Below are 13220 nucleotides of genomic sequence, written 5' to 3'. Positions count from 1 at the left end.
TCAGCGAGCTCCTCGGGACGACTGGCGGACGACTCACCTGGTGGCATCGGGCGCGTGCCCTCGAACAACGCAGGGAAGGCCATGGACGACCTCATCAAGATCTCATCGGGCGTGCTCCCCAGCTCCACGCGCGTCGTCGGCTTTCGAGGCGTCGAGGCCATCTCGCGCCCGTATCAGATCGAGATCTTCCTCCTGCTCCAGGGCGAGGACGCCGAGTCACTGGACCTGCCCGATGCCGTCGGCGCCAAGGCGTCGCTCGTGCTCGACTGGCCCAGAGACAACGTCCCGCCCTTCGTCTTCGCCGGCGTCCTCGCGACCGTGGGCCTGCTCCACGAGCTGGACGGGCGCTCGCTCCTCCGGGCGGTGCTGGTCCCGAAGCTCTGGCTGCTCGGCCTCTCCAAGCGCAGCCGCATCTTCACCAGGCAGTCGCTGCCCGACGTCATGAAGGCCGTCCTCGAGGAGAACGGCATCGGACCCGACGAGTACGAGATGCGCCTCGGCAGCTACGAGGTCGAGGAGCACATCTGCCAATACCGGGAGAGCGATCTCGACTTCCTGGCGCGGTGGATGGAGCGCGAAGGCATCTTCTACTTCTTCGAGCACACGCCCGACGGCGACAAGGTCGTCTTCTGCGACACGAAGTCGTACGAGGAGGACCCGATCGGCGAGCCTGTCCGGTACCACCCGCAACTGGGTTACGACGTGAGCGCGGGGATGTCGCTCCGCACGTTCACCAGCCAGCACACGACCTTGCCGGCGGTGATCAAGCTCAAGGATTACGACTATGCGCGGCCCAACCTGAGCGTCGCCGGGTCGGCGCGCGTATCGCCGAACGGCGCGGGCGAGGTGAGCCTGTACGGCGAGCGCTTCTTCACGCCGTCCGCGGGCGAGCGGCTCGCGAAGATCCGGGCCGAGGAGCTGCTCGCGCGGCAGGTGCTGTACCAGGGGACGGGCACGCGGCTGCACCTCCGGCCCGGCTACACGTTCGAGCTCGAAGAGCACCCGCGCGCGGCGTTCAACGCGAAGCACCTCACCATCGAGGCGCACCATCACGGCAACCAGCTGGCCGGGGCCACCGGGTACCGCGAGCTGCTCGATCTGCCGCACGAGGAGGCCTATTTCGTCGAGATCACCGCCATCCCCGCGAAGACGCAGCTCCGCGCGGAGTCCCGCACGCCCTGGCCCCGCATCTACGGATACGAGAACGGCACCGTCGACGGCCCGGCCGAGAGCGAATACGCCCAGATCGACGATCTCGGCCGCTACAACGTGAAGTTCAAGTTCGACGAGAGCAACCTGAAGAGCGGGAAGGCCTCGACGTTCGTGCGCATGATGCAGCCGCACGGCGGCGGTATCGAGGGCTTTCATTTCCCGCTCCGCAGGGGCACGGAGGTGGTGCTCAGCTTCCTCGGCGGCGACCCCGACCGGCCGGTGATCGCGGGCGTGGTGCCGAACGCGCTCACGCCGAGCCCGGTCACGAGCGGCAACCACACGAAGAACGTCCTCCAGACCGGCGGGCGGAACCGGCTCGAGCTCGAGGACAAGACAGGGCAGCAGCGCGTCACCCTCTCGACGCCTTACTCGAACACGTACCTTCGCATGGGCGCGCCGAACGACGAGCACGAGCTCATCGTGAAGACGGACGACAACACGCTGCTCGACGCGGGCAAGAACTTCGACCAGACCGTGGGCCTGAACGGCGGAGGCTCCTGGGTCGCCACCATCAAGGACAACTGGATCACCCACGTGCAGTCCGGGATCCACGAGCTCTTCGTCGACGCCAACACCTCGTACACCGAGGTCAAGGGCGACACGGCGCTCCACGTCCTGAGCGGCAACCTCTTCACCGACGTCGACGCGGGCGTGATGACCACCACGGTGAAGGGCGACACCACCACGACGGTGAAGACCGGCAATTACACTGTCAACGTCGAGGCCGGGGACACCCTCGTCGACACGAAGGCCGGGACCACGACCGTCAAGAGCAAGGGCAAGATGACGCTCGAGACGCAGGACCAGTGCGAGGTCAGCGTCAAGAGCAACATGATCCAGACGGTCGACGGCAACCTGATGGGGCAGATCAAGGGGGCTGAAGAGCTCAAGACCTACGGTCCGTTCAAGAAGCTCTTCGTCTCGAACAACGTCAACGTGACGGCCGGTATCAAGTCCGACACGTTCCTCGGCCTCTCGAACACCAACGCCGTCGGCGCCAGCGTCTCCACCTTCATCGGCGCGAAGGCGACGCTGGAGCTCTCGGCCGCGCTCACCGCGACCTACGCGGCCAAGCTCGACATCACGGGCGGCGTGGCGCTGGCGTTCAAATGGGGCGCCTCGCTCGCGATCAACAGCGCCGTCGAGGTCACGGTGAAGCCTGTCTCCATCCAGTCAGGCGCGGCGAAGATCTCTCAGCTGCCGACGCGGCTCGCGATGACAGCGCTGCGTTATCACCTCTCCGGCGTCCATGTGCTCAGCTGAGAGAGCGAGCAAGGTCATCTCGTCCAGGAGCTCGGCCTCGACCGCCGGCATCCGCGGCCAGGCCGCGGCTCGGCGCCCGTGAGCCCGAAGGGGAGATCGCGCAGCGACATGGGTACGATCATCGTCCTCTCTGCCATCCTCGTGCCGCTCCTCGTCCTCGCGGCCATCCTCTTCTTCGTCTTCCGCAGGGAAGAAGCCGGCATCCGCGCAGGGCAAGAGCGGATGACCCAGTTCGCCGCGAGGGCGGCCCGCGCGAGCCTCGCTCAGGCCACGGTGGTGTCGAGCCGGACCCTCGGCACCTTCGAAGACGGCGCCATGGCCTTCGTCGAGCTCCGGCTGGAGGTGCAGCCGCCCGGCGGGGCCGTGTACCTCGCGAGGACGGAGTGGGAGCTGAACATCAGCTCGCTGTCGATGGCGGAGCCGGGAAAGCGCGTCGCCGTCAAGATCGATGGTGACGACCCCGAGCTCGTTTATCCCGACGTGAGCTGGGCCAATCTGTCTCGCTCGTACATCGCGCGCGGCGCGAGGGACAATCGCGCCAATAGCGCTACTCGCGCCAACTGAGCGCCCGTCCGGCTTGAGCGACCCCCCATCCCCTATGCGCGTCATCAAACCCCAACGTGTCTCCGTCCTGCAGCGCGTGTTCGAGCTGCAGCAGCAGCGCTTCCTCGCGCTCGGCCTCACGGCGTACCTCCCGCTCGACGCTCCGGAGCTCCCGCTCCCGGAGATCGCGATGTGGCAGGAGATCCCGAAGCAGCTCGGCAAGGACGTCGCGCTCGACGAGGGGCTGCCGAAGCCGCGGGGCGAGGTCCTCGCCTTCGGCAAGGCCTTCGCGGCGGGCGGCACCCCGCGCCCGGCGTTCCGGGCCCGCGTCCAGGTCGGCCCGATCGACAAGGCCGTGTACGTCGTCGGCAAGCGCCGCTGGGAGCGCGGCGTGCCGAGCGAGCCCGAGCCCCTGACCGAGCTCGCCCTCGGCTGGGACAAGGCCTTCGGCGGGCCAGGCTTCGCCCCGAACCCGATCGGGACGGGGTTTGCCCCGGCCGAGGAGGACGGGAAGAGCTACCACCCGCTCCCGCAGCTCGAGCACCCGAAGCACCTCATCACCTCGCCAGGCGATCGGCCGCCTCCCATGGCGTTCGGGCCCCTCGACCCCACCTGGCCCGAGCGCCACGCGAAGCTCGGGACGTACGACGCGGCGTGGCTCGAGAACGACTTCCCGGGCTTCGCCCGCGATCTCGACCCGGAGTACTTCATGGTGGCGCCGCCCGATCAACGCCTGCCCGGCTTCTTCCAGGGCGGGGAGCCGATCGCGCTCGAGCAGCTCCACCCCGAGCAGGCCACGCTGACGGGCCGCGTGACCGAGCTCGTCGCGCGTTGCTTCGTGACCCGGACCTCGCGCGAGGACGCGCTCGAGGAGATCGGGACGAGGCTCGAGACGCTCGTGCTCCTGCCCAACATCCGCCGCATGATCGCGATCTTCCGGGGCGTCGCGCGCGTCGAGGAGGACGACGCCCGCGACGTGAAGTGCCTGCTGGCCGCGCTCGAGCGCCGCGGCGCCCCCCGGCCGAAGGAGCACTACGACGCCGTCCTGGCGCAGCGCCTCGACAAGAAGAAGGGGCACCTCGTCGCCCTGCGCGATCGCGATCTGCTCCCGGACCCCGACCCCGACGCCCCCGCGCTGCCGGACGAGAAGATCAGCGACATGGACGAGCTCCTGCGCCGCGAGGGCGTGCTGGAGCGGCGGTCGCGCGAGCGCGCGCAGCGGGAGCTCGACAACGCCCGCATGTCCGTGCGGGTGCTCGGGCTCGATCCGGACGAGAAGGGCATCCCGCGCGAGCTGCCGCCGCCGGAGGCGCCGCCGAAGCTCGACGAGCTGCCCGAGTACATGGAGCGGGTCGAGGCGGAGGCCGCCCGCCTCGAGGCGGAGGCCAAGGTCAAGCAGGCCGAGGCCCTCGATCAGGCGCGCCAGAACCTCGCCGAGCACGGCATCGACATCGACGAGGTGATCGAGAAATCGAAGCGCGAGGCAGGCGGGCCGCCCAGGTTTCGCGCGGACGAGCACCTCGCCCGCATGCGAGAGACCGCCCAGATCGGCCGCGATCTCGGCGCCCCGATGGACGAGCTCGAGGCCCAGCTCGAGGATCCGGCGTTCCTCGCGAGGCTGCGCAAGCTCGAGGAGGCGCAGATCCTCGCCTACAGGCAGGCCGCGCACCACATGGCGCCCGCGGCGATCCTGGACGACGCCGCCCAGCGCGACCTCCGCGGGCGCGTGGAGGCGGCGGTAGCGTCGGGGAGCCCGATGACCGGCTGGGACCTCACCGGCGCCGACCTCCGCGGGCTCGACCTGTCCGGGGCCGTCCTGCGGGAGGCGCTCCTCGAGCGCGCGGACCTGCGCGACTGCGCGCTCGCCGGCGCGGATCTGTCGGGCGCCGTGCTGGTGCGGGCTCGCCTCGAGGGCGCCCGCCTCGAGGGCGTCCGCCTCGAGGGCGCGAACCTCGGCGAGGTCGAGGCGCGCGGGGCCGACCTCGGCGGCGCGCGCCTCGGCAAGGCGATCCTGCAGCGCGGCGAGCTCGAGGGCGCGCGCTTCGCCGGCGCCGACCTCCGCGGCGCCGACCTGTTCGAGGCGCGCCTCGCGCGCTGCGACCTCGCGGGCGCGCTCGCGGACGAGGTCCTCTTCTATGAGTGCGACCTCGAGGGGGCGCGCCTGGATCGCGCAAGTCTTCGGAAAGTCACGTTTTTCCGGTGCCGCATGGCCGGCGCGAGCCTCGCGGAGGCCGTGATGGAGGGCGCGGCGCTCGTCGAGACGGCCGCCGAGGGCGCTTGCTTCCGAGCCGCCCGCGCGAACAACCTGCGCCTCGTGCTCGCGTGCCAGCTCGGCGGGGCCGATTTCTCGGGCGCGGAGCTCGCCCTCGCGACGATGCGCGGCGCCTCGCTGAAGGGCGCCGGGCTCTCGCGCGTGCGGGCCGACGGCTGCGACCTCAGCGAGTCGGACTTGCAGGAGGCCCGCCTCGCGGGCGCGAGCCTGCAAGGGGCGCGGCTGATGCGCGCGGATCTCGGCGACGCCGAGCTGTCGGACGCGAACCTGATGGAGGCGATGCTGCAAGGCGCGAAGGTCCACGGCGCGTCGTTCCTCCGGGCGAACCTGTTCCGGGCGAACCTGATGGGCACCGAGGGCGACGCGCGCACGAGCTTCAAGGACGCCCACGTCGTCCGGACCTTGTTCCCGAGGCGAAAGCGATGACCAAGGACGATCTCCTCGCCCGCGTCGCGAGCGCGGATCCGGTTGCCGACGAGGATCTCTCGGGCATGGACCTCCGCGGCGCGGATCTCTCCGGAGCCGTCTTCGAGCGCGTGTCGTTCCGGGGCGCCGACCTCACGGGCGCGCAGCTCCACGAGGCCATCTTCTCGGATTGCCGGTTCGAGGGGGCGCAGCTCGCGGGGGCGCGCCTCCGCCACGGCACGTGGGACCGGTGCACGTTCCTCGCGGCCGACCTGCGTGAGGCCGATCTTGTCGCCGCCAGCCTCGTCGAGTGCGATCTGTCGCGGTCCTCGCTCGACGGCGCCGACCTGACCATCGCGAGCCTGATCAAGCCGCGTCTGGAGGAGGCGAGCCTGAAGGGGGCGAACCTCGACCGCGCCGCGCTCGTCGACGCCGACGCCCCGCGGGTGAGCTTCGAGGGCGCGAACCTCGTGCAGACCGTGCTCCTCAAGGCCGACCTGTCGACGGCGCGCCTGCGCGGCGCGCGCCTCGACAAGGCGATGCTGATCGGGGGCAAGCTCGCCGGCCAGGATCTCTCGGGGATGGATCTCACGCTCGCGCAGCTCATGGAGGTCGACCTCAGCGGCTGCGACCTCCGGGGCGCGCGGATGGCGCAGACGAATTTCAAGGGTGCTTCCCTCGCGGGCGCGCGCCTCGACGAGGCGAGCCTCGAGCGGGCCCTCTTCGCGGAGGCCTGCCTGTCGGACGCGACGCTCAGGAAGGCGAAGCTCGACCAGGCGCTCTTCGTGAAGGCGCGGCTCGAGGGCGCGAGCCTCGCGGGCGCGAGCGCGCAGCAGGCCATCTTCAAGCACGCGAGCTGCGCCCGCGCGACGTTCGCCGGCGCCGACCTGACGTACGCCGATTTCTCGTACGCGGACCTCGCGGGCGCCGACTTCTCGCACTGCACGCTGTTCCGCGCGCGGTTCCACCGGACGCGCGAGCAGGACACACGATTCACGAACCGATCCGCGGCGCTCGGCGACGACGAGGAGCTCAGCAACGCGGAGCGGCGTACGGAGGGCCGATGAGCTCGGCACGGAGGTACCGATGAGAGACAATCTGGCGAGGAAGCTGGCGTGGCCTGCGCAGGAGGTCGCGATCGTGGTGGGCGTCTCGGGTCGCAGCCTGCGTGTCAGGTCGAGCTCGGGCGAGGTGGAGGCGCGGCGGGCCGCCAGCTGTCTGCTCGATCCCGCCCTCGGCGATGAGGTGCTCGTCGCGCACCACGAGCGCGGCTCGCACGTGCTCGCGGTGCTCGAGCGCGACGACGCGGCGCCGGCGCGGCTCTCGGCCGAGGGCGACCTCGAGATCGCCGCCGCGTCGGGCAGGGTCTCGGTGAGCGGGCGCGACGGGGTCGAGCTCATCACGCCCGCCGAGGCCACGATCGCCGCGGGATCCGCGCGCCTCTCGGCGGCGCGCGCCGACGCGGTGGTCGGGGTCCTGAGCCTCCTCGGCGACAGCCTCACGGCGAAGGTCGACCGCATCAAGACCGTGGCGCAGTCGGTGGAGACGGTGGCCGAGCGCCTCGTCCAGCGGCTCGACCGGGCCTATCGCTTCATCGCGCGCTCCGAGACGGTGCGCGCCGAGTACCTGGAGCTCGAGGCGCGGGCCGCGTTCCACGTGAAGGCGGAGACGACGCTCGTGAACAGCGGCGGCCTGACCAAGATCGACGGTTCCCAGATCCACCTTGGCTGAGGGGGCGAGATGTTCGCGAACACGCAGATGATGGGCATGTCTCTCGGCGCACCCGACGTGTGCCTCACGCCGATGCCGGCCCCGACCCCGGTCCCGTACCCGAACATCGCGATGCAGCCGATGGGCATACCGGCCGCTTACAACGTGCTGTTCATGTGCACGCCGGCGCACAACCTCGCGACCACCGTGCCGCTCACGAACGGCGACAATCCCGGCGTCGCCCTCGGGGTCGCCTCGGGCATGGTGATGGGCCCGTCTCGGCATGTCACGGCGTCGTTCACCGTGCTCGCCGGCGGCATCCCGGCCACGCGACTGACCAGCATGACGATCACGAACTCGACGAACTGCCCGGCCGTCTCGATCGTCCCGAGCCAGGTCAAAGTGCTCCTCCTCGCGCCGTGAGGGACCATAGCAGGCACCGCCTGGCGCTCATCACGAGCCGCTATGCGGCGCGGCAGCAAGAGAAGCTCGCGAGCGATCGCCGGGCCTTCGACGACGCCTTCCGGGCGGTGAGCGGCGAGGTGATAAAGCCCGTCCTCGAGGAGGTCGCCTCCGAGCTCCGCTCCGCCGGGCACGTTCCGCGCATTGCGCTCGATGAGGAGCCCGAGGCGCCGAGCGTCGCGCTCGAGCTCGGGATCCGGGGAGCGAGCGCCCCGCCGGGGGCGGACCGCATCGCCTTCGCGGTCATCCAGCGGCGCGAGGCGCCGGAGGTCCTCGCCTATCTCATCGTGAGGCCGCCGCCGATGGATCTCCTGCGTTTCGCGAGCCCCGCCGAGATCACCGCATACCAGGTGGAGCAGCTCGTGATCGACGCGATCGAGCACATCTTCGCGTGCCGCTCCGTGTGATGCGGTGAACACCGCACACCCGCGGAGGGGTTGGCAGGCATGTCGCGACAAGGGCGGGAGCCTCGCAGAGCAGGCCGGCAGGCATGGTGCGACCCCGTGACTGGCGTTCCTCAACGCACCCGCGCGCGGCGCGGGGTTCAGCGCACGGTCCGCGCGGGGGACGCCTCCACCTCCTGCTCGTGCCGGAGCTGCTCCATCGGGGTCATTGTCGGCTCCGCGATCACGAGCGCAGACCTTCCGAGCCGCTCGCTCCGCTCGAGGAACTCATCCCAGTCAAAGTCCGGTACTGGGGCGCCTCCTGCTGCCACGATGGTCGCCACGTCGCGCATGTGGGCACCCACGTCCTCGGGCGTGGGGCACGGCTCCTCCTCCACCTCGGCGGATAGCACGCCCCTCACTCGGCCGGGCGTGTACCCGCATGCGGTGAGGACTAGCGTCGCCTCTCGCTTGGTTGCCACGCCGACGGCGAGCGCGGCCAGGATCGGCTTCGCAGCATCGCCCTCCCAGTCCTCCCAGAGCTCGCGGGCGTGCTGCGCCAGCGCCGCCGCCCACCGCGGGTCCAGGGCGTCGGCGGGCTCCCTCGGCATGGGCTCACCCGGCGCATCCACCGCATCGCCCCACGTCTTCATCCGTTCGAGCAGCACGCGAAGCGGGGCGGCGTACGGCAGGTCCGTCGACTCCTCGCAGCGGCCCCCGTCGGAGAGCTCGGCGCGCGAGCCCATTTCGTTCCACCGCATCTCGGTGGTCGCCGCTGCCTCGTACTCCTCGGCGTGATCCGTGCCGCATCTCGGCAGCGCTTCCACCAGCGCACGCACGGCGGCACGGTCGGCGGAGAGCACGGCGAGGAGCCGATCCACCTCGGCTTCTCGCTCGGCGAGTTTCTCCTCGGCATCGGCCCTTGCGCGGCGCTCGGCGAGTTCCTCGCTGGTATCCACCACCACTGGGTGAAAATCCACGCTCAGCACGCGCCACTCGTGCTCCCACTTGAGGATCGAGCCCACGGCCGGCGGCTCCTCGAGTTCCACGAGCATCGAACTGGGGCGACCGCCGCCCTCGGTGTCCATGATGAGCCGCACGCGCATATCGTGATGCTACCACGGGCCGAGCGCCACCCGTTGGGCTCGCAACCGACGACGCGAAAGAGCCGTCAAACAGGCTGTAAAAGCGCACGCGGGCTAGGACAGCCCGTGTCCTATCTGCGCAGAAACGCCCGAGAACATAGGTGTTTCGTTGCTGTCTTGCAGGGTACTTAGCAAAGCGCCCTGCCCCCGGCTGGTCCCCGAGAGCAGGGCTGCGCAGCGCCGAGCGGTAGTCCCGCCCTGCGCACGATGCACGTGCAGCATGGGCCCCCGCTTGGGTAGTGCTCAATTTTGAACAATGGGCCCCGGTCGGCCCCATCGCAGCGCGGGCGACGCAGGGTCTAGTTGCAGCCCTGGCTGCTGAGCCACGACACCCCGCGGTTCTTCTCCGAGGTCCCGTTCGATCCGCCTCCGTCCGTGTTCGCGAACGACATGGAGACGCTGCTCCCGGTGGAGCGGTTGGTGATCTCCATGGTCATGTTGTTCGGGATGAGCGCGCTGCTGTTCGGGTAGTTCGCGCCGATGTAGTAGCGCAGCCGTCCGCTGGGCAGCGAGCCGCAGGTGGCCATCTTGTTCTCCAGCGCCACCCAGTTCCCGCGGTTGAAGTTCGCGTCCTGGGGCACGAGGTTGGCCCGCCCTCCCCATCCGCCGAGCTGCGAGCCGATCATGTGACCTCCATCGTAGTCGTTGGACGGATTCTCGGCGTCTCCCCACCGTCCCACATTCCCCTGACAGGTGTCTTTGCGAGGAGCGGCGACGATCGGCGGAAGATAGGCATATGCCCTGTAGGGCCGGCCGGAGCCGTCGATGTAATAGAACTCTCCATCGAAGGAATGCCACACGTTGCGGTCGCCCGAAGGGAAGGACTGCGGGCAGTCGCTGATGAGCTCCTGAACCGCATAGCCGATCCCGTACTCGTCGAGCGTGGCGCGGATCTCGTCCTCGCTGCCGCTCTCGAAGAGGTCCATCACGCCGTCGGGTCCGCCGAAATCTCGCTCGAGAGCGTCCAGCGGCTCTCCGTCGCCGATCGGCTCGGCCGCGCACCCCACCAGGGCGAGGAAGCTCGCACAAAGCAACGCAGACATCGCCTTCATGGTCCTACTCCCTTTCAGGCCCGCGTATCTGCCAGGGCGGCTGTCGCTCGACCTGGTGACAGCCAGGTCGCTGCATGCCCGGCATCGCGGGAGCGGGCCACGTTAAGGGAAGTAGAGGATTTTACTCCGATACGATTTGATTGAGTTCGCGTTTCAGGAATGTTGAAAGTCGCTCGTGTTCGGGTGAGGTCACGACGCCCGCCCCACCCTCGGTCACGAACGTGGCCGTGGTCGTAGTCGTAGTCGTGGTCGTGGTCGTGGTCGTGGTCGTGGTCGTGGTCGTGGTCGTGGTCGTCGACGACACGATCGTAGACGTGAACGTCCTGCCGAACCCTCGGCCGACGATTCTCTCCACCCCCCGTTCGATTCCGCGCAATCGAGTTCCGGAACGCGTCGAAATCCCTGCCATGTTCGGATTCCAACGACTTGACGTCTATCGCTGCGCCATCGCGTTCCTCGCTCTCAGCGCTCCGTTGGCAGCTCGATCCCCTCGCGGTCATGGTGAGCTGGCTGATCAGCTGCGTCGAGCGGCGCTCTCCGTTCCGCTCAACATCGCAGAGGGCAGCGGCAAGCCGGAGCGAGATGCGCGCCGGTTCTATGCGATAGCGAGGGGCTCGGCGCTGGAGTTCGCTGCGATCCTCGATGTGTTCGAAGCCCTGGGTCTCGTCACCGCACAGGAGCTCGTGGAGCCTCGCGAGCTGCTGGAGAGGACGGTCTCGATGCTCACGAAGATGGCGCTGAGCGAGGTGAATCGTGGGAAATGAGAGAGGGGAGTTCTGGGGACGTTCACGTTCACGAATGGCCGTTGACGACCACGACCACGACCACGACTACGACTACGACTACGACCGCGTTCGTGACCGAGGGGGGAGCGGATTACACTGTTTCGCTCGCTCACGCGAGCTCGATGGTCAAAAGCGCATGCGCAGGGTCGCGCCCGTGGGGCCGACGGTGAGCTCGGGGGCTTGGTCTGCCACCTTGTGAGGGATATCGTCGCGCACCCAGACCCGCTGGTTGGAGGCGAGGCCCGCGATGAGCAGCACGCAGCCGGTCACCTGCGTGGCCCCGTCGAGGAGGAGGAGGGCGGCGGCGAGCTGGCCGTCGTCATCGTCGACGTCGACCTCCTCGCCCGTGCCGAGCGTGATGAACGGGCCGCCCACGGGCACGAGCATCGGCGAGTAGCTGACGGCATCCCTGTCTCCCGAGCTGAGGATGGTCCCCGCCGTCAGCGCCGCGAGCGTCCACGCGCTGCCGAGGACGATCGACCCCGCGACCACCAGCCCGCGGTTCATCTGCGTCTCGACGCGATAGCCCGCGGGCCGGATCCCGCCTTCCGTGTAGGTCAGCTTTCGCGGCATGCCGAGGATGACGGACGGCGAATACGGCACGTAGCCGGGCGGCACGTGGTCTGGCGCCGGCGCGTATCCAGGCGGCAGCGCGTAGCCGGGCGGCGCGTGGCCAGGCGGCGGCGCGTATCCAGGCGGCGCGTAGCCAGGCGGCGCGTAGCCGGGCGGCGGCGTGTAGCCGGGCGGCGCATAGCCTGGCGGCGGCGCGCTCTGCGCGGACGGGGGGGCCTCGCCCTCCGCCGTAGCCGGCGCTGCGAGCGCAAGCGCGCCAACCAGCGCGGCCAGCGAGAGGACGGTGCGGATCGCGGTCACGTGCGTCTCCCTTCGGGGTGAGGGCTGTCGGCGCGGGGGCGTCGGTTCAGAATCGCCATCGGAGGCCAGCGGAGGACGCGCCGATCGAGACCGCAGGCCAGCGGGACACCGCGGGCCCGGGGTCGCGTGAGCTCACAGTGAACTGGCGCTCGAGGTAGACGTCCTCGTTCGCGAGACCGGCGGCGTACAGGAGGAGCCCGCCCACCTGCGTCACGGCGTCCATCGTGAGCCAGAAGATGCCCGCGCCCTCCGCTTCCAGGGTCCCGGCCGCGAGCATCGGGCCGGCAAACGGGATGAACAGCGGCCCGAACTCGTCGAAATCGTCGTTGTCGAGCGACGCGATGCCTGCGACCGTGAACGTGAGCGCGTACGGGATGCCGAACGTCAGCAGCCCCGCCGTGACGAGCTTGCGGTCCGCCCTGGTCCGGAGCGCGTAGCCGCGCGGGATCGGGTCCCCCTCTTCGTACTCGATGGTCCGTGGGTTGGCCCACGGCGGGAGCGGCGGCGTCGGCAGGTAGTAGCCCTGCGCGATGGGCAGCAGCGCGCCACCCGCCGGAGCGATCGGGGCGGGCGCCGGGGCGATCGGGGCGGGCGCTGGAGCGACAGGGGCGGGCGCCAGGGCGATCGGGGCGGGCGCCGGAGCGATCGGGGCGGGCGCCGGAGCGATCGGGGCGGGCGCCGGAGCGACAGGAGCGGGCGCTGGAGCGAGCGGGGCACCCGCTGTCGCGGGCGCCGTGCCTGGCGCGGCGGGCCTCGCTGCGTCGCCGCGCGCCGGCTTCGGCGCGCCCTGCGCCTGCGCGGCCGCCGGCGCGGCGAGCCCGAGCAGCGCCGCGAGCACCGCGGCGGCCCGCGCGCCGCGGGCGCGCGGCGCGGCGATGTGGCGCAGCGGTACGATACTCCCTTTCGTGTGCCCGATCGGCATGCTGGCTCCCGTCACGCTCGCGCGACGACTCCGTGGAACTGCGGGGGGCTTCGGTGCAGCGAGGCCAGGATACGCGGACCGTTCACGAACTCAATCCGCCCGCACACCGTCGACGGGCGCGGCGCTGGAAGCCCCGACGCTGGCGAGCCGCTCGCCCGCTCCGTCGTCGAGCGTGGCCTGAGCGCCCGCGCGG

The 13220-nt window shown here is 70.2% G+C and carries 12 protein-coding genes; 8 read left to right on the top strand and 4 right to left on the bottom strand.

The window, feature by feature from the left end:
- Positions 1–81: 81 nt before the first annotated feature.
- The 7 genes from WMF29_RS30795 (at position 82) to WMF29_RS30765 (ending at position 8274) form a co-directional block, all read left to right on the top strand.
- Positions 82–2475 carry a type VI secretion system Vgr family protein gene (locus WMF29_RS30795; protein ID WP_437323701.1) on the top strand — a complete coding sequence of 798 codons (2394 nt, stop codon included), beginning with the start codon at positions 82–84 and terminating at the stop codon, positions 2473–2475.
- A gap of 108 nt (positions 2476–2583) precedes the next feature.
- Positions 2584–3039, top strand: a complete 456-nt coding sequence (locus WMF29_RS30790; protein WP_437323700.1) for a hypothetical protein — start codon at positions 2584–2586, stop codon at positions 3037–3039.
- A gap of 34 nt (positions 3040–3073) precedes the next feature.
- Complete coding sequence (locus WMF29_RS30785; RefSeq protein WP_437323699.1) at positions 3074–5716, top strand: DUF2169 family type VI secretion system accessory protein; 2643 nt, start codon at positions 3074–3076, stop codon at positions 5714–5716.
- Positions 5713–6762 (top strand): pentapeptide repeat-containing protein, encoded by a 1050-nt coding sequence (locus tag WMF29_RS30780; RefSeq protein ID WP_437323698.1) that lies wholly within the window; start codon positions 5713–5715, stop codon positions 6760–6762. The genes WMF29_RS30785 and WMF29_RS30780 overlap by 4 nt, the downstream gene beginning before the upstream one ends.
- A gap of 19 nt (positions 6763–6781) precedes the next feature.
- Positions 6782–7426 (top strand): DUF3540 domain-containing protein, encoded by a 645-nt coding sequence (locus WMF29_RS30775; protein WP_437323697.1) that lies wholly within the window; start codon positions 6782–6784, stop codon positions 7424–7426.
- 9 nt (positions 7427–7435) lie between these two features.
- On the top strand, positions 7436–7828 hold the full coding sequence (locus WMF29_RS30770) for a DUF4150 domain-containing protein (RefSeq protein WP_012238290.1): 393 nt from the start codon (positions 7436–7438) through the stop codon (positions 7826–7828).
- Positions 7825–8274 carry a hypothetical protein gene (locus WMF29_RS30765; protein ID WP_437323696.1) on the top strand — a complete coding sequence of 150 codons (450 nt, stop codon included), beginning with the start codon at positions 7825–7827 and terminating at the stop codon, positions 8272–8274. The genes WMF29_RS30770 and WMF29_RS30765 overlap by 4 nt, the downstream gene beginning before the upstream one ends.
- A gap of 137 nt (positions 8275–8411) precedes the next feature.
- Here the strand turns inward: WMF29_RS30765 and WMF29_RS30760 are convergent, their stop codons facing one another.
- On the bottom strand, positions 8412–9356 hold the full coding sequence (locus tag WMF29_RS30760; RefSeq protein WP_437323695.1) for a hypothetical protein: 945 nt from the start codon (positions 9354–9356) through the stop codon (positions 8412–8414).
- Positions 9357–9694: 338 nt separating this feature from the next.
- Positions 9695–10447 carry a DNA/RNA non-specific endonuclease gene (locus WMF29_RS30755; protein ID WP_437323694.1) on the bottom strand — a complete coding sequence of 251 codons (753 nt, stop codon included), beginning with the start codon at positions 10445–10447 and terminating at the stop codon, positions 9695–9697.
- Between the two features lie 245 nt (positions 10448–10692).
- Here WMF29_RS30755 and WMF29_RS30750 point away from each other — a divergent pair, with 245 nt between their 5' ends.
- On the top strand, positions 10693–11211 hold the full coding sequence (locus WMF29_RS30750; RefSeq protein WP_437323693.1) for a four helix bundle protein: 519 nt from the start codon (positions 10693–10695) through the stop codon (positions 11209–11211).
- Positions 11212–11358: 147 nt separating this feature from the next.
- Here the strand turns inward: WMF29_RS30750 and WMF29_RS30745 are convergent, their stop codons facing one another.
- Positions 11359–12105, bottom strand: coding sequence for a hypothetical protein (locus WMF29_RS30745; protein ID WP_437323692.1), 747 nt, complete (start codon positions 12103–12105; stop codon positions 11359–11361).
- Between the two features lie 46 nt (positions 12106–12151).
- The gene (locus WMF29_RS30740) at positions 12152–13027 is read right to left on the bottom strand and encodes a hypothetical protein (RefSeq protein ID WP_437323691.1); all 876 of its coding nucleotides are present in this window, start codon (positions 13025–13027) and stop codon (positions 12152–12154) included.
- Positions 13028–13220 lie beyond the last annotated feature (193 nt).

Source organism: Sorangium sp. So ce381 (genome assembly GCF_051473845.1).
Taxonomy (GTDB): domain Bacteria; phylum Myxococcota_A; class Polyangia; order Polyangiales; family Polyangiaceae; genus Sorangium; species Sorangium atrum.
Note: the sequence above shows the minus strand (reverse complement) of the source record. Positions and strands in the feature narration are given on the sequence as shown.